This window comes from Janthinobacterium sp. RA13 (assembly GCF_000745325.1).
Classification (GTDB): Bacteria; Pseudomonadota; Gammaproteobacteria; order Burkholderiales; family Burkholderiaceae_D; genus Janthinobacterium; species Janthinobacterium rivuli.
The window spans coordinates 4,234,549-4,249,772 of sequence record NZ_JQNP01000001.1 but is presented as its reverse complement, the minus strand read 5'-3'; the positions used below and the strand labels follow the sequence as shown (position 1 = coordinate 4,249,772).

The window sequence follows — 15,224 nt, the reverse complement described above, 5'->3', positions numbered from 1 at the left end:
TTACAGTTCCTCGTCGGCGTGCAGCGCGATGCTGCGTTGCAGCGGCCAGGTCCAGATGCCGGACAGGCGCCACTCGCGCTTGTCGTTTTCCACCAGCACTTGCCAGCGGCTGCGCTCGAGCATCGGCAGCGCCACCGAGAAATTGCCGGCCGCATCGGGCCGCACCAGCAGCTTGATGTCCTTTTCCGGCAGCGTCGCATGCGCCAGGTGCAGCTGCAGCGGACCCTGGTAAGCTTTGCCGAAGCTGTGCACGGAACCACTGAGGCGCGCTGACGCCACGTCGTAGGACAAACTGGTAGCCATCGCCAGGTCGCTGGCGATCGTGTCGCGCTTCAAATCCTGGTTGATCGCCTTGCCCTGCTTGTAATAGTCGCCCACCACCAGCGCATCGGGTTGCGTAAACGCGATATAGCCCATGAAGCTGCCGACGACCACGGACAGGCCGGGACCGATCATCAGCAGCCATGGCCAGCGATGCTTGTACCAGGGATCGGCGGGGGCTTGCAGTTTCAGACTGTCGGACATGGTGATTCTCCTGTGTAAACGGCCAGTCCCCATGCGGGGACCGGCCTTCCTGCTTTAACGCGGCACGATGAATACCGCGCTTTCACGCACATGCAGCGAGGGGTTGTCCAGCGATTGCAATTCGATCGCAATCTTGTTCGACCCCTTCTCGCCGACGCCGTGCGGCACGCGCAGGCGGATCGGCCAGCCCAGCGTTTCCGTCGGCTGCAAGGTCACTTCTTCGCGCGTCAGCAAGGTCAGGCCCGGCAAGCCGGAAGCGCTGATCTTGAAATGCTGGCTTTGCTCGGACGTGTTCATGATCTGCAGGCGGTAGACGTTTTCGATCATGCCGTCTTCCACTTCGCGTCCCATCGAACCGCGGTCGCGGATCACATCCATTTTCAGGGGTGTGCGCAGGGCCAGCGAGGTACATACGGCGATGATGATCAGGGCCAGGATGGAAGTGTAGATCAGGACGCGCGGGCGCATGGCGCGCTGGCGTATCTGCTTCGAATTGAAGTTGTTTTCCATCGCATGGTCGGTGCTGTAGCGTATCAGGCCACGCGGCCGCTCGACCTTGTCCATCACGCTGTTGCAGGCATCGACGCAGGCGGCGCAGCCGATGCATTCATACTGCAGGCCGTTGCGGATATCGATACCGGTCGGACACACCTGCACGCACAGGGTGCAATCGATGCAGTCGCCCAGCTTGTCGTTGTTGCCGGCCTTCTTGCTCATGGCGCCGCGTGGTTCGCCGCGCTTGGCATCGTAGGTGATGATCAGGGTGTCCTGGTCGAACATGGCGCTCTGGAAGCGCGCGTAGGGGCACATGTATTTGCACACCTGCTCGCGCAGCCAGCCCGCGTTGCCGTAGGTTGCCAGGCTGTAGAACAAGACCCAGAACCATTCCCAGGGACCGAAGTTCAGGGTGGTCACCGACTGCGCCAGTTCCTTGATCGGCGTGAAGTAGCCGACAAAGGTAAAGCCCGTCCACAGGGCGATGGCGCCCCATGCCAGGTGCTTGGCCGTCTTCTTGAACGCCTTGCGCACGGAGGGGCCCTGCTTGTCGAGGGCCATGCGCGCGCTGCGCGTACCCTCGATGCGGCGTTCGACCCACAGGAAAATTTCCGTGTATACCGTTTGCGGGCAAGAGAACCCGCACCACACCCTCCCGGCAATGGCCGTGACGAGGAACAACAAATACGCACAGATGATCAGCAGGGCCGCCAGATAGATGAAATCCTGGGGCCACAGCACGACGCCGAAAATGTAGAACTTGCGCGTGGTCAAATCGAACAGCAGGGCTTGCCTGCCATTCCAGGTCAACCACGGCAAGCCGTAGAACGCGAGCTGGGTAAGCCATACGCATACCCATCGCCAGGTAGCGTAGCGTCCTTTGGCCTCGCGAGGGTAGATTTGCTCGCGGGCCGCATACATCTTGATGACTTGAGGTTCCATTTTTACTTGGCGGGTGCCTGCGGATTCGACAGACTCCAGACATACGCCGACAGCACGTGTACCTTGGATTCGCCGAGGAAATCGCTGAAGGCAGGCATGGTGTTGCTGCGTCCCTTGCGTACGGTTTCCATGATGGTATCGGCGCTGCCGCCGTACAGCCAGGTCTTGTCCGTCAGGTTCGGCGCGCCGAGCATCTGGTTACCCTTGGCATCGGCGCCATGGCAGGCCATGCAGGCGCCAAACTTGGCCTTGCCCAGCACCGACTTGACGGGATCCGAGGTCGAACCGGACAGGCTCAGCACATAATGGGCCACGTTTTCGACATCCTTTTCGGAGCCCAGGGCGGCGCCCATCGGTGGCATCTGCCCATTGCGGCCGTGCAGGATGGTGGTCTTGATGATGTCGGGTTCGCCGCCATACAGCCAGTCCTTGTCCGTCAGGTTGGGGAAGCCCTTGTTGCCGCGCGCATCCGAGCCGTGGCATTGCGCGCAGTAGGTCAGGAACAGACGCTGGCCGATGGCTTGCGCCTGCGGATCGGCGGCCACCGTCTTCAAGTCCTGGCTCAGGTACTTGTTGAACAGGGGACCGTAGTCGGCTTCCGCCTTCTTCAGCTCTTCCTCGTACTGGCCCGTCGATTTCCAGCCCAGGCTGCCGGCATAGTTGCCCAGGCCTGGATACAGGAACAGGTAGGCCAGCGCGAAGACGATGGTGATGTAGAACAACCACATCCACCAGCGCGGCATCGGCGTATTAAGTTCCTTCAAGTCCTCGTCCCAGACGTGGCCCGTGGTGCCGTCGGCAGGGGCGCCCTCGACCACTTTGATTTTCGACTGCGAGTACAGCAGCACGCCGCAGCCGATGATGCCCAGCAGGGACAGCACGACGATGTAGATATTCCAGAAGCCATTGGTAAAGTCAGCCATGGTGATGCTCCTTCGCCAGATTCATCTCGGCCTCGGCCGGATAGTCGAGCGCGTCATCGGCGAACGGCAGGCGTGCCGCCGCGTCGAAGTCGCTGTTGCTGCGGCTGAACGTCCACCACAGGATGCCCACGAACGTCGTAAAGGAAACCACCGTCATGACGCTGCTGGCGCTGTCAAACAGGTTTTCGATTGCCATGCTAATTCCTTGTTTTGATTAATGTACCGAGGCCTTGCAGATAGGCGACCAGGGCGTCTTCTTCCGTCTTGTCCTGCAGCTGCGCGGGGCCGGCGGCGATCTCTTCATCGCTGTACGGCTGGCCCAGGCGTTTCAGGGCGCGCATCTTCGGCATGATTTCGTCAGGCACCAGCTTGGTCTTCGCCAGCCAGGGGTAGGACGGCATGTTCGACTCGGGCACCACGTCGCGCGGGTTGTTCAAGTGCGTGCGGTGCCATTCGTCGCTGTAGCGCGCGCCTACGCGGGCCAGGTCGGGCCCCGTGCGCTTGGAACCCCACTGGAACGGATGGTCGTAGACGAATTCGCCAGCGACCGAATAGTGGCCATAGCGTTCCGTTTCCGCGCGCAGCGGACGCACCATCTGCGAGTGGCAGTTGTAGCAGCCTTCGCGCACGTAAATGTCGCGGCCCGCCAGGCGCAGCGGCGAATACGGCTTCAGGCCGGCGACCGGCTCCGTCGTGCTCTTCTGGAAGAACAGGGGAACGATCTCGACGGCGCCGCCGATGCTGATCACCACCGTGACCAGGGCGATCAGCAGCCAGGGGTTTCTCTCAATCCATGCATGTGAAAATTTCATTTGCTTATGCTCCTATCAGGCGTGCGCCGCGTTCAGTTCCGGAATGCGGGCGACGGGGAGTTTGCTGCCGCGCAAGGTCATCCAGGTGTTGTAGCCCATGATGCACATACCCGACAGGTACAGCAGGCCACCGGCCACGCGCACCACGTAGTACGGATACGTCGCTTTCACGCTCTCGACAAAGGTGTAGGTCAGGGTGCCGTCCGGATTGACCGCGCGCCACATCAGGCCCTGCATCACGCCGGCGATCCACATTGCGGCGATGTACAGCACGATGCCGATGGTGGCCACCCAGAAGTGCACATCGACCAGGCGCGTGCTGTGCATCTGCGTGCGGCCCGCCAGGCGCGGCAGCAGATAGTAGATCGAACCCATGGTGATGAAGCCCACCCAGCCCAAAGCACCCGCATGCACGTGGGCAACGGTCCAGTCGGTGTAGTGCGACAGCGAGTTGATGGTCTTGATCGACATCATCGGACCTTCGAAGGTGGCGATGCCGTAGAACGACAGCGAGACGATCATGAATTTCAGGATCGGATCGGTGCGCAGCTTGTGCCAGGCGCCCGACAGGGTCATGATGCCGTTGATCATGCCGCCCCAGCTTGGTGCCAGCAGGACCAGCGAGAAGACCATGCCGATCGATTGCGTCCAGTCAGGCAATGCCGTGTAGTGCAGGTGATGCGGGCCCGCCCACATGTAGGTGAAGATCAGCGCCCAGAAGTGGACGATCGACAAACGGTACGAGTACACGGGGCGCTCGGCCTGTTTCGGGATGAAGTAGTAAACCATGCCCAGGTAGCCAGCGGTCAGGATGAAACCCACCGCGTTATGGCCGTACCACCACTGGATCATGGCGTCCTGCACGCCCGCATACGCGGAATACGATTTCGTGAACGAGGCTGGCATGACGGCGCCATTGACCACGTGCAAAATCGTCACGGCCAGGATGTAGGCGCCGAAGAACCAGTTGGCCACGTAGATGTGTTTTACCTTGCGCTTGATCAGGGTGCCGAAGAACACGATGGCGTAGGCGATCCAGACGATGGCGATGAGGATGGCGATAGGCCATTCCAGTTCCGCGTATTCCTTGCCGCGTGTCATGCCCATGGGCAGGGTGACGACGGCGCACAGGATCACCGCTTGCCAGCCCCAGAACGTGAAGGCGGCCAGCTTGTCGGAAAACAGGCGCACTTGGCAGGTGCGTTGGACAACGTAGTACGAGGTAGCGAACAGGCCGCAGATGCCGAAGGCGAAAATCACCGCATTCGTGTGCAGCGGACGCAAGCGTCCGTATGTCAGCCATGGTATATCGAGGTTCAGGGCAGGCCAGGCCAGCTGAGCGGCGATGATAACGCCAACCAGCATGCCGATGATGCCCCATACCACAGTAGCGACCGCGAATTGCTTCACGATCTTGTAGTTATAGTTCAGCGATTGATCCACAAAGACTCTCCCTGGAATTACTATTTATGATGGTGGCCAGAGAGTAAGTGTTTGACCGAGAAAAAACTTTGATGTGGATCAAAATTCCCCGGATGAAATAAGCGTAGCGAACTGGCATCGAAATAAAGTGATATTTCGGTCAAAAAAGCCATGCAAGATCCCTGCAACAGGGGCTTGATGTGGCGTAAAACGTGCATGGCGGCAAGGGCTTACAGTGGCGAGTCCAGACACGCCCAAGGCCCGCCATGGAAGACCCTGAACGCTGCGACCCGTTGGATGCCCAGGTGGACCTGCTCGTGGGCAAGGCCGATGGCACGACCCTGTTCGATCACGGCAAGCTCGCTTGCCTGGTGCAGGCGCCGTTGCCGGGCATCGTCATCTTCGTGCATGGCGTCAATTCCGACGGCGAGTGGTACCGCGCGGCCGAAGCCGGCCTGTGCGCCGGCCTGAACACGCGCATGAAGCGCTGCGACGAGCACATGGCGCATGCCACGGCGCAGGGCGGGCAGTTGACGCCGGTGAGCTATCGGAGCGAGCTGAGCGATGACGGCTACGTCGATCCCGACTATACGGCCAGCACCTTTATCGCGCAGCCAGCGCACTTTTCCCCCGTGATCCAGTTCCGCTGGGGCTACAAGGCCAGCGACAAGGAGTTGCAGGCGTATGGCGATTCGGTCTACCTGAACGAACACGCTTACTGGGGCGGCGGCCCGTTCGCGAATGGCTGCTCATCGCTGCCGGATCTGTGGGGCGAGGGCTTGTCGGACGCCCTCTTCCTGTGGATACACATCGAACACCTCAATCCCGTCAACGACCGTATCGTGTATGCCTGTCCGCCGCGCCCCTACTTCGTGCTGGCGGCTTTGCGCCTGGCGCACCTGGTAGCGGCCATCCGCCAGCAGCAGGCCGACGTGCCGATTACCCTCGTCTGCCACAGCCAGGGCAATATGGTAGGCATGGCGGCCGCGTTTCTGGGCAACAAGATGGCTGACGTGAAAGATGCGGCAGGCAAAAGCGGCCGTTGCGTGGCCGATACTTATGTCTTGTGCAATCCACCGTACAGCCTGTTGCGCAGAAACGACACCGAAGGCTGGTTGCAGGGGCAAGTCAGGGATGTCGATGGCAATGTAGGCCGGCAAAGCGGCAAGGCGCGCCGCCAGACCCTGGCGGCATTTTTCGACATCGTGCGTGGCCAGGCCAAGGAGCCGCCCCTGTCCTCCTTCGCCGATTTCCAAATATGATCCCAACAAGGGTGTGCGCGCCAGCAGCAGCGAGGCGGGCAGGACGGCGACCAGGCGCACCGCCGCCGCCACCTCGGCCATCATGCGGATGCTGAAGATCCCCATCCACGCCATCCCGCCCAACGACTGGCGCATCCCCGTGACGGCGCCCGCCTTGCCGGAAGTGTTTACACCGCAGGCCGTGCGCTTCGGTGTACCCAGCCCCAAGTTTGACCAGGATATCGATCCGCCCGGCACGCACCGCCAGGTGGGCAAGGTGCGCCCGGCAGGCGAGCCGTATGCCGATACAAGCGTGGGCGGCACGCCGCAGGGCGACCGCGATACCGAGGCGACATTGCGCTACGAAGACCATGCACGCCTGCGCATGAAGGCCCGCCGCGAAAAGCTGGACGGCAATGACGGCAAGGCCATGATGGAAGACGACCTGTCCACCGCCACGCCGGAATATTTGCAATGGCGCAAGCAGGAAATCCAGGGGCAACTGGCGGCCACCTGCGACACGCATGCGACCGACCATTCCACCATCCTGACCAATCCGCAGCACGCGGAAAAGGCGCTGGCGTATGACGTGGCGATTGGGGTGGGGCATATCGGCGAGGAGGCGATGCGAGAGTTGAGAGTGATTGCGGATTGGCGATTGTTGAAGGAGTTGGAAAAAAGGGGTAATTCAAACAGAATTTTTTTTGAATATTTCAAGCTTGGTTTGTTTAGAAAAAAGCCGTTATTGGCGTGGGTTCAAAGTTATGGCAGCACAGGGCGCATGCCTTCGGAAATTGTGGATGAGCGTATGTACAAGCGCCCGGAGACCTCCTGATGCGTAACTTGATTGCTACTTTTCCGCGCAGGCTGGGCTGGAGCATGTGCGTATTCAGTCTTGTGGCTGGTATTGCACTCTGGTCGATATTGCAGACCGGGCCAATCGATGTTCCTCTTGAAGAAGGATTGCTGATGAAACGACTATTGTTAATGCCGGCATTGCTGGCGCTTGCCGTCCTTTTCCTGACCTCGGCCTGCGCCAACAAGGCGCCTGTCGCAGTACCGGTTGCCGCCGTCATCCCTGCTGCGCCCGCGCAGCCTTACATTGCGCAGGTCGTGGGCGTGCAGTGGCTCAATCCCCTGCAGCGACGCGACTATCCGACCGAGTGGCAATTGCTGTGGACACTTGGGCTGGCCAAGCCAAACAAGGACGATAGCAAAGTGAAAGAGAACCCTGTGCGCTTTGGCAAGGTGCAATCGATTGGCATGATCGCTTCCGGCAACAAGGGGCGGGAAACATTCAATGGGTATCATGAAAAGTATGTGGAAGAATTGATTTATCTTTTCCGGGATATTTACTTTTCCAACAAAGAGTATTTTTACAACGCCCATTCGCTGACTGACAAATCCACGCGGCGTGAACTGGCGGGTATTCACGTCGAATATGCCTTGCCGGCTGGACGCCTTGATCCGGACGAGGCGAGAAAATATGTCGTTGAAACGATTACTGATGCCTTCAGCATCGGCAACCCCTCCTTCCCCGATTCCTGGACCACGGCCACGCCGCCCGACGTGCGCGTCACCATGGGCGGCGCGAATGCGGGCTTTACGTCCCTGGCGGCGGGCCTGGCCTACCTGCAGGCCAATCCCGACAAGACGGTGTGGGTGATGAACTGGGATGCGCCCAGTTATCCGCCCAAGGATGAGCAGATCAATGAAAACATGGTCTTGCTGGTGCTGGCCGGCCCCGGCTACAAGACGGAGCGTGCGCCGCTGGCCTGGCTGGGCTTTCCCGCCACGCGCCAGGTCGCCGATTTCACCGCCGGCAAGGGACAGTCTCCGCGCGCCGCGCAGGCCTGGAGCCACGCCATCGACGCTGCCGCCCGCAACGTGCAATTGAATGACGATGCCATCGGCTACGTCATCCACGATGCCGGCGCCGCCTATCCTGTTTCGTCAGAACGGCTCGGCCCGCTGGCGCAAAGCCTGACGCAGCAACTGCCCGACTTCGATTTCAACCAGCAGACGTTCAACATGCCGGCCTTGCTGGGCGAGACGGGCGCCGGCACGGCGCTGACGAACGTGGCGCTGGCCATCGCCCATGCCAACCACGTGGGCCGGCCCGTACTGGTGGCGGGCAGCAGCGACAGCGAAAGTGTGACTGCCGTGGTGGTGGCGCCGCCGGCCGTGGTGCGGCCCGTCGACCACGAACAGCCGTGGTTCCGCGCACGCGGCGGCAACACGGTGTTCCTGCCGTGGTGGGGCCGGCGCTTCGATGCACGGCCGGGGTCGCAGGGTTATTCGCGCTGAGGCGGCGTGGCGTCGGGCGCTGGCGTATCGTCGTCCTGCAAGACGCGCAGGCCCGGTCCGACGAGGTCGTCGAACTGGCCGCTGTCCGAGGCCGTGAAATACACCCACAGGGCGATGAAGACGACGACGACGCTCAAGGGGATGAGGAGATACAGTGCTTCCATGTTCAGGCTTTCCGCAGGCGCAGGGCGTTGGCGATGACGACGGCCGAGCTGGCAGCCATGCCGACGCCGGACAGCCAAGGGTTCAAAAAACCCAGCGCGGCGGCCGGGATGGCCGTCAGATTGTACAGGGTTGCCCAGCCCAGGTTTTCGCGGATGATGCGCATGCTGCGCGCGGCCGTCTTCGCCGTGTCGAGCACGGACACCAATTGGTTTGAGAGCAGCACCGTGTCCGCATGCGCCTGCGCCAGGGCGGCGCCGGAACCCATGGCGAAAGACACGTCGGCGCCGCTCAGCACGGCCGCGTCGTTGATGCCGTCGCCGACCATCGCCACGACGGCGCCCGTCGCCTGCAACTGCTGCACGAAATCGAGCTTTTCATCGGGCAGGCATTCGCCGCACGCCGTGTTGATGCCCAGTTCCGTCGCCACGCTTTGCGTCAGCGCTTCCTGGTCGCCACTGAGCAGCACGACTTGCTTGCCGCGCCGGTGGAAATACGCGACCACGTCGCGCGCTTCCGGGCGCAGCGCGTCGCTGAGTAAAAAGCGCGTCAGCCAGCGCCCCTGCGTGCCCAGGTACAGCGGCGTCATGCCCTGCATGCCAACGGCCGTGTCACCCAGCGGCGGACCGGCGATGGCGGCGACAAAGGCTGCGTTGCCCAGGCGGTAGCGCACGCCGTCGACGACGCCTTCGAGTCCCTGGCCCTGCACTTCCTGCAACTGTTCCGCATGCACACGCGCGTTCTGTTCTCCGGCAGCTGCCAGGATCGCCTGCGCCAGCGGATGGGCGCTACCCGCTTCCAGCGCGGCGGCCACTTGCAGGCAATCGTCTTCGCTCAGGCTGCCGAGCCCCTCGATTTGCCGCAGCACGGGCCGGCCCAGGGTCAGTGTCCCCGTCTTGTCGAAGACGATGTGGGTGGCGCGGTGCAGGGTTTCCAGCACATGTGGCTGGACGATCAGCACGCCGCGCCGCAGCAGGCTGTCGGTGGCGGCCGCCAGCGCCGTCGGCGTGGCCAGCGACAGCGCGCACGGACAGGACACGACCAGCACGGCAATCGCCACGGGCCAGGCCTGCGCCGGGTCGTGCCAGCTCCAGAAGGCGAACACGGCGACGGCGAACAGCAGCAGGCCCAGCACGAACCAGGCGGCGACCTTGTCGGCCCACTGCGCGATCTGCGGCTTGCCGCTGCCGGCCCGCTCGATCAGTTTCAATAAATCGGACAGGGTGCTTTCGCGCGCCGGTTTGAGCACGCGCAAGATGAGCGCCGCGCTGGCGTTGATGGCCCCGCCCGGCACCTGTTCGCCTGTCTTGCGTCGCTGCGCCGCGCTCTCGCCCGTCAGCAGCGACAGGTCCAGCGCACTGCTCCCCTCGACGATGACGCTGTCGGCGGCGATCGCCTCGCCCGGTTTCACCAGGATGATGTCGCCGACGGCCAGGCTGCCGGCCGGCACCAGGGTGGTGGCGCGGTTGTCGGGAAAGCCCGCCATCAAGGACGCGGAGGCGGGCAAGGCGTGCTGCAGGCGTTCGAGGGCCGAGGCGGCCTTGCGGCGCGCCTGCAGCTCGAAATAGCGGCTGCACAGCAGCAGAAAAATGAACATCGTGGCCGAGTCGTAATACACCTCGCCGCGCCCCGTAAAAGTCGCCACCACGCTGCCGAAGAAGGCCGCCAGGATGCCCAGCGCGACGGGCACATCCATGCCCAGGGTGCGCGCGCGCAAGCTGGCCCAGGCGCCCTGGAAAAACGGCATGGCGGAGTAGCAGATGGCCGGCAAGGTCAGCAGCAAACTGGCCCAGCGCATCAGGCTGGCCATATTGTCGTCCAGGGTGCCATCCTCGGCCAGGTAGGACGGCGCCACGTACATCATCACCTGCATCATCGACAGGCCGGCGACGAACAGTTGGCGGCCCAAGGTTTTGCTGGCTTTTTGCAGGCGCTCGCCATGGCGCACGGCGTCATACGGATAGGCCGTGTAGCCCACTTGCCGCACGGCTTGCAGGATGTCGCCCGGTTCGCACTGGGCGCGGCTCCAGCGCACATACAGGCGCTCCGTGGCGACGTTCAGGCTGGCTGCCTGCACGCCGGGCAGGCGGGTTAATTGACGCTCGATCAGCCAGACGCAGGCGGCGCAGCGGATGCCTTCGACGGACAGGGTCGCTTCGCAGCTGCTGGCGTCGCGCGCGAATTGCGCGTCGTCATTGCTGTACAGGCGCAGTTCGGGCGGCACCATGGTCGCATCGGCTGCATTGACGGCATATTCGTCGCGGTCGCGGTAGTACGCGCTCTGGCCGATGTCGACGATGGTTTGCGCCACGGCTTCGCAGCCGGGGCAGCACATGGCGCGCGGCACGTCGTCGATGGTGACGAGCCAGCTGGAGCCGCTTGGCACGGGCAAGCCGCAATGGAAGCAGGCGGAAGGTTGTAGAACAGCATTCATAGGTTTGTTTTCATGCGTCTTTTCATGGATGGCCCGTGACGCACAGGGCGTCGAGCCAGCCCAGCGAGACGCCATTCGCGGCGCGCAGCAGGCCCAGCAAGCCAAAGCCCAGCACCAGCAAGCCGCTGGCGATGCGTACGGGACGGCGCTGCATCTGCGCGCGCAGCCGCGTACCCAGTAAACCCATGCCCAGCAGGGTGGGCAAAGTGCCCAGGCCGAAGGCGGCCATCGTGGCCGCGCCGTTCAGGGCCGAGCCTTGCATCATGGCCGTCAGCAGCGCGCTGTAGACCATGCCGCACGGCACCCAGCCCCACAGCCCGCCGACTGCCAGCGCTTTTAACGGCGTATCCATCGGCATCAGCGGTTTCAGCAGGGGGCGCACGCGGCGCCAGACGACGTTGCCGGCCGCTTCCAGATGGGCCAGGCCGCGCCAGGCATCCATCAGGTACAGGCCCAAAGCAACCAGCATCAGGTTGGCCAGCCAGTAGCCGGCCACTTGCAGGGACGCCAGGTGCAGCATGCCCGCGCCCGCCAGGCTGCCGGCCATGGCGCCGGCCAGCATGTAGCTGACTATGCGCCCGCCGTTGTAGGCGAGCACGCGCAAGACGCCCTGCAACTGCGTCGATTGCAGCGCCGGGCGCGCCACAGCGATGGCGATCACGGGCCGTGTTGGGGCCGGTGCGCCGCCGCCCAGCGACAAGGCGCCGACGATGCCGCCGCACATGCCGATGCAGTGCACGCTGCCGGCCAGGCCGACCAGGAACATGGGCACGAGGCTGAGGGCGTTCATCTGGCGGTGTTACACCGTTTTCGAGTAGCGCAGCGGCTGCACCGCGTCGGGCGCCGTGTTGGCGCGCGCCAGGGTCAGGTAGCGGTCGAAGACCATGCAGATATTGCGGATCAACAAGCGCCCTTTCGGCGTGACCGTCAGCCAGTCTTCCTCGATGACGAGCAAGCCGTCGCGCGCCAGTTCGCGCAGCTTCTCCAGTTCGGCGGCGAAATAGCTGCGGAAGGTGACGGGGTGCGCTTGCTCGATGCTGGCGATCGACAGTTCGAAATTGCACATCAGCATCTGGATGATGATACGGCGCAACAAATCGTCCGTGTCGAGCTTGATGCCGCGGGCGATCGGCAGCACGCCTTCGTCGAGTTTTTCATAGTACGCGTCGAGCGTCTTCTCGTTCTGGCTGTAGACGGCGCCGACGGAACTGATGGCCGACACGCCGCAGGCGATCAGGTCCGCTTCCGCGCGCGTCGAATATCCCTGGAAGTTGCGGTGCAAACGGCCCTGGCGCTGGGCCACGGCCAGGTCGTCCGTCGGCTTGGCGAAATGGTCCATGCCGATGTAGACATAGCCGGCGGCCGTCAGGCGCGCGATGCACAGGCCCAGCATGGCCAGCTTGGTGGCGCTGTCGGGCATGTCGGCGTCGAGGATGCGGCGCTGCGGCTTGAACAGGTGCGGCATGTGCGCGTAATGGTACAGGGCGATGCGGTCCGGGCTGGCGTTGATCACCTTGCGCAGGGTTTCCGTCATCGTTTCCAGGTTTTGCTTCGGCAAGCCATAGATCAGATCGATGCTGATCGAGCGGAAACCGGCGTCGCGCGCCGCCTGCATGATGGCCACCGTTTCCGCTTCCGGCTGGATGCGGTTGACGGCTTTTTGCACGTCGGCGTCGAAATCCTGCACGCCCAGGCTGATGCGATTAAAACCTTGCGCGCGCAGCGAGAACACGCGTTCGCGCGAGACGGTGCGCGGGTCGATCTCGATCGAATATTCGCCGTCTTCATCGGAAGCGAACTCGAAATGCTGGCGCAAATGCGCCATCAGTTCGTCCATCTGCTTTTCGCTCAGGTAAGTCGGCGTGCCGCCGCCGAAGTGCAATTGCTCGATCTGGTTCATGCCGGCAAACAGCTTGCCCTGCATGGCGATTTCCTGCTTTAAATAGCTGAGATAGGTGGCGGCCTTGCTGCGGTCTTTCGTGATGATCTTGTTGCAGGCGCAGTAGTAGCAGAGGGTATCGCAGAACGGCACGTGCACGTACAGCGACAGCGGACGGCGGCCGCCGCGCATGCGCAGGGCGGCCAGCGCTTCGAGGAAGTTGCCATAGCCAAAGTCGGCATTGAAACGGTCGGCGGTCGGGTAGGACGTGTAGCGCGGGCCGGACTGGCTCATCTTGCCGATGATGACCGGGTCGAATTCGACGACGGCGTCCAGGTCGGCGGAAGCACTGCTGAGTAGTGTAGGCATGATGTGTATGAAGTCTTGAAAGGTTTAGGCGGCCAGGCGTTTCATGGCGGGTTTGCCGGCGTTCGCGGCGCCTGCGGCACCCGATTTGCCGCCAGGCATGGCGACGCGGCGCGGTGGCGGCATCTTGCCGAAATTGAACAGGCTCACGGCTTGCGACAGGCTGGCCGCTTCTTCCGCCAGGCGCGTGGCGGCCGCGGCGGCTTCTTCCACCAGGGCCGCGTTCTGCTGCGTCACCTGGTCCATGTGGGCGATGGCCTGGTTGACCTGATCGACGCCGATGCTCTGTTCGCGCGAAGCGATGGAAATTTCCTGCATGATGGCCGTCACCTGCTTGACGGAGCTGACCACCTGCTCCATGGTGGCGCCGGCGCGGTTCACCTGCAGCATGCCGGCGCCCACCTTGCCGACGGAAATTTCAATCAGTTGCTTGATGTCCTTGGCTGCCACCGACGAGCGCTGCGCCAGGTTGCGCACCTCGCCCGCCACGACGGCAAAACCCCTGCCCTGCTCGCCGGCGCGCGCCGCTTCCACGGCCGCGTTCAGGGCCAGGATGTTGGTCTGGAAGGCGATGCCTTCGATCAGGCCGATGATGTCGACGATTTTCTTCGACGAAGTGTTGATGTCGTCCATGGTGGTGATCACTTCGGAGACGATCTCGCCGCCCTGCACGGCTACTTTCGAGGCGGCCACGGCCAGTTCATTCGCCTGCACGGAATTGTCCGCGTTCTGTTTCACGGTCGACGAGAATTCCTCGATGCTCGATGCCGTCTCTTCCAGGCTGGCCGCCTGCGATTCCGTGCGGCCGGACAAATCCATATTGCCGACGGCGATCTGCCTGGTGGCCACGGCCATGGTTTCCACGTTGATGCGTACGTCGCGGATGGTGGCGATCAGGTTGCTGTTCATCTGTTGCAGCGCGCGCAGCAATTGCCCCATTTCATCCGTGCTGTCCGTTTCAAAACTGCCCGACAGGTCGCCGGCGGCAATCGCCCGCGCGCCGTTCAGGGCCTTGCCCAGCGGTTTCAGCACGGACATGCGCAAGGTGTACCAGAGGAAAACGTTGATCAGGAAGCCGAACAGGGTGGCGCCGAAGATGGCGTAATTGGTGATCTTGCCGCCGCTGGCGAACAGGCTGATGACGCACACCAGCAGTTGCAGACAGTTGACGATGGACGTGGCGGCCCAGATGCGCAGGTTGAGCGACATGTGCGTCAGCTTGTGCAGCAGGTGCGCCAGGCCCGGGCGCACGATCTGCCCGTTCTTGATGACGATGTTGCCGCCTTCCTTGTTGCGGATGGCCGCATAGGCTTCCTCGGCCGCCTTGACCTGCTCTTTGTCCGCCTTGACGCGCACGGACATATAGCCGATGGTCTTGCCCGCTTCGCGGATCGGCGTGACGTTGGCGCGCACCCAGTAAAAGTCGCCGTTCTTGCAGCGGTTCTTGACCAGGCCCGTCCACGGCGTGCCGGCCTGGATCGAGGCCCACAGGTCGGCGAACGCTTCGGCCGGCATGTCCGGGTGGCGCACGATGTTCTGGGGCGAACCGAGCAGCTCGGCTTCGCTGAAGCCGCTGACCTGGCTGAAGTACGGGTTCACATAGACGATATTGCCGTTCATATCCGTTTTCGACACGATGGCCTGATCGTCCAGGACGAGGACTTCACGGTTAGTCACTGGCAAATTTTGTCGCATGGTCGCGGCTTCCTGATCAGT

General features: G+C 62.8%; 13 protein-coding genes and 1 pseudogene. 3 read left to right on the top strand and 11 right to left on the bottom strand.

All coding sequences use genetic code 11. The annotated features are described in order from the left end of the window. From FG13_RS18745 to ccoN, 6 genes are read right to left on the bottom strand one after another with little or no spacing between them, the layout of a single operon-like run. Positions 1–525, bottom strand: a complete 525-nt coding sequence (locus FG13_RS18745) for a FixH family protein (RefSeq protein ID WP_035823311.1) — start codon at positions 523–525, stop codon at positions 1–3. Positions 526–579: 54 nt separating this feature from the next. Then, entirely contained in the window at positions 580–1,962 is a 1,383-nt protein-coding gene (gene ccoG / locus FG13_RS18740) for a cytochrome c oxidase accessory protein CcoG (RefSeq protein WP_035823309.1), read from the bottom strand. A 2-nt stretch (positions 1,963–1,964) separates the two neighbouring features. Next, positions 1,965–2,885 carry a cytochrome-c oxidase, cbb3-type subunit III gene (gene ccoP, locus FG13_RS18735; protein ID WP_035823307.1) on the bottom strand — a complete coding sequence of 307 codons (921 nt, stop codon included), beginning with the start codon at positions 2,883–2,885 and terminating at the stop codon, positions 1,965–1,967. Continuing rightward, positions 2,878–3,081, bottom strand: a complete 204-nt coding sequence (locus FG13_RS18730) for a cbb3-type cytochrome oxidase subunit 3 (RefSeq protein WP_035823305.1) — start codon at positions 3,079–3,081, stop codon at positions 2,878–2,880. Before FG13_RS18730 ends, ccoP begins: the two co-directional genes overlap by 8 nt. A 1-nt stretch (position 3,082) precedes the next feature. After that, on the bottom strand, positions 3,083–3,697 hold the full coding sequence (gene ccoO, locus FG13_RS18725) for a cytochrome-c oxidase, cbb3-type subunit II (RefSeq protein WP_035823296.1): 615 nt from the start codon (positions 3,695–3,697) through the stop codon (positions 3,083–3,085). 15 nt (positions 3,698–3,712) lie between these two features. Beyond that, the gene (gene ccoN / locus FG13_RS18720) at positions 3,713–5,140 is read right to left on the bottom strand and encodes a cytochrome-c oxidase, cbb3-type subunit I (RefSeq protein ID WP_035823294.1); all 1,428 of its coding nucleotides are present in this window, start codon (positions 5,138–5,140) and stop codon (positions 3,713–3,715) included. A gap of 245 nt (positions 5,141–5,385) precedes the next feature. Here ccoN and FG13_RS29095 point away from each other — a divergent pair. The 3 genes and pseudogenes from FG13_RS29095 to FG13_RS18710 form a co-directional block, all read left to right on the top strand. Then, positions 5,386–6,342, top strand: a pseudogene (locus FG13_RS29095) (T6SS effector phospholipase Tle3 domain-containing protein); the annotation flags it as partial. Between the two features lie 178 nt (positions 6,343–6,520). Further along, complete coding sequence (locus tag FG13_RS29090; protein ID WP_161784191.1) at positions 6,521–7,195, top strand: effector protein Tle3 domain-containing protein; 675 nt, start codon at positions 6,521–6,523, stop codon at positions 7,193–7,195. Then, positions 7,195–8,667 carry a hypothetical protein gene (locus FG13_RS18710; protein WP_035823292.1) on the top strand — a complete coding sequence of 491 codons (1,473 nt, stop codon included), beginning with the start codon at positions 7,195–7,197 and terminating at the stop codon, positions 8,665–8,667. Before FG13_RS29090 ends, FG13_RS18710 begins: the two co-directional genes overlap by 1 nt. Here the strand turns inward: FG13_RS18710 and ccoS are convergent. The 5 genes from ccoS to FG13_RS18685 are packed head-to-tail and all read right to left on the bottom strand — an operon-like array spanning position 8,655 to position 15,203. Beyond that, complete coding sequence (gene ccoS / locus FG13_RS18705) at positions 8,655–8,831, bottom strand: cbb3-type cytochrome oxidase assembly protein CcoS (RefSeq protein ID WP_035823290.1); 177 nt, start codon at positions 8,829–8,831, stop codon at positions 8,655–8,657. The two genes, FG13_RS18710 and ccoS, sit on opposite strands and share 13 nt — an antisense overlap. Positions 8,832–8,833: 2 nt before the next feature. Beyond that, positions 8,834–11,263, bottom strand: a complete 2,430-nt coding sequence (locus tag FG13_RS18700) for a heavy metal translocating P-type ATPase (RefSeq protein ID WP_035823288.1) — start codon at positions 11,261–11,263, stop codon at positions 8,834–8,836. Between the two features lie 22 nt (positions 11,264–11,285). Next, a complete protein-coding gene (locus FG13_RS18695; protein WP_035823286.1) occupies positions 11,286–12,053 on the bottom strand; it encodes a sulfite exporter TauE/SafE family protein in 768 nt (255 codons plus the stop codon). 9 nt (positions 12,054–12,062) lie between these two features. After that, positions 12,063–13,511, bottom strand: a complete 1,449-nt coding sequence (gene hemN, locus FG13_RS18690) for an oxygen-independent coproporphyrinogen III oxidase (protein ID WP_035823283.1) — start codon at positions 13,509–13,511, stop codon at positions 12,063–12,065. Positions 13,512–13,535: 24 nt separating this feature from the next. Beyond that, on the bottom strand, positions 13,536–15,203 hold the full coding sequence (locus FG13_RS18685; protein WP_035823281.1) for a methyl-accepting chemotaxis protein: 1,668 nt from the start codon (positions 15,201–15,203) through the stop codon (positions 13,536–13,538). Positions 15,204–15,224 lie beyond the last annotated feature (21 nt).

Excerpts from the sequence above, each read along its gene's own strand:
- FG13_RS18745 (WP_035823311.1), bottom strand. The coding sequence starts at position 525 with ATGTCCGACAGTCTGAAACTGCAAGCCCCCGCCGATCCCTGGTACAAG.
- ccoG (WP_035823309.1), bottom strand. The coding sequence starts at position 1,962 with ATGGAACCTCAAGTCATCAAGATGTATGCGGCCCGCGAGCAAATCTAC.
- ccoP (WP_035823307.1), bottom strand. The coding sequence starts at position 2,885 with ATGGCTGACTTTACCAATGGCTTCTGGAATATCTACATCGTCGTGCTG.
- FG13_RS18730 (WP_035823305.1), bottom strand. The coding sequence starts at position 3,081 with ATGGCAATCGAAAACCTGTTTGACAGCGCCAGCAGCGTCATGACGGTG.
- ccoO (WP_035823296.1), bottom strand. The coding sequence starts at position 3,697 with ATGAAATTTTCACATGCATGGATTGAGAGAAACCCCTGGCTGCTGATC.
- FG13_RS18710 (WP_035823292.1), top strand. The coding sequence starts at position 7,195 with ATGCGTAACTTGATTGCTACTTTTCCGCGCAGGCTGGGCTGGAGCATG.
- ccoS (WP_035823290.1), bottom strand. The coding sequence starts at position 8,831 with ATGGAAGCACTGTATCTCCTCATCCCCTTGAGCGTCGTCGTCGTCTTC.
- FG13_RS18700 (WP_035823288.1), bottom strand. The coding sequence starts at position 11,263 with ATGAATGCTGTTCTACAACCTTCCGCCTGCTTCCATTGCGGCTTGCCC.
- FG13_RS18695 (WP_035823286.1), bottom strand. The coding sequence starts at position 12,053 with ATGAACGCCCTCAGCCTCGTGCCCATGTTCCTGGTCGGCCTGGCCGGC.
- hemN (WP_035823283.1), bottom strand. The coding sequence starts at position 13,511 with ATGCCTACACTACTCAGCAGTGCTTCCGCCGACCTGGACGCCGTCGTC.
- FG13_RS18685 (WP_035823281.1), bottom strand. The coding sequence starts at position 15,203 with ATGCGACAAAATTTGCCAGTGACTAACCGTGAAGTCCTCGTCCTGGAC.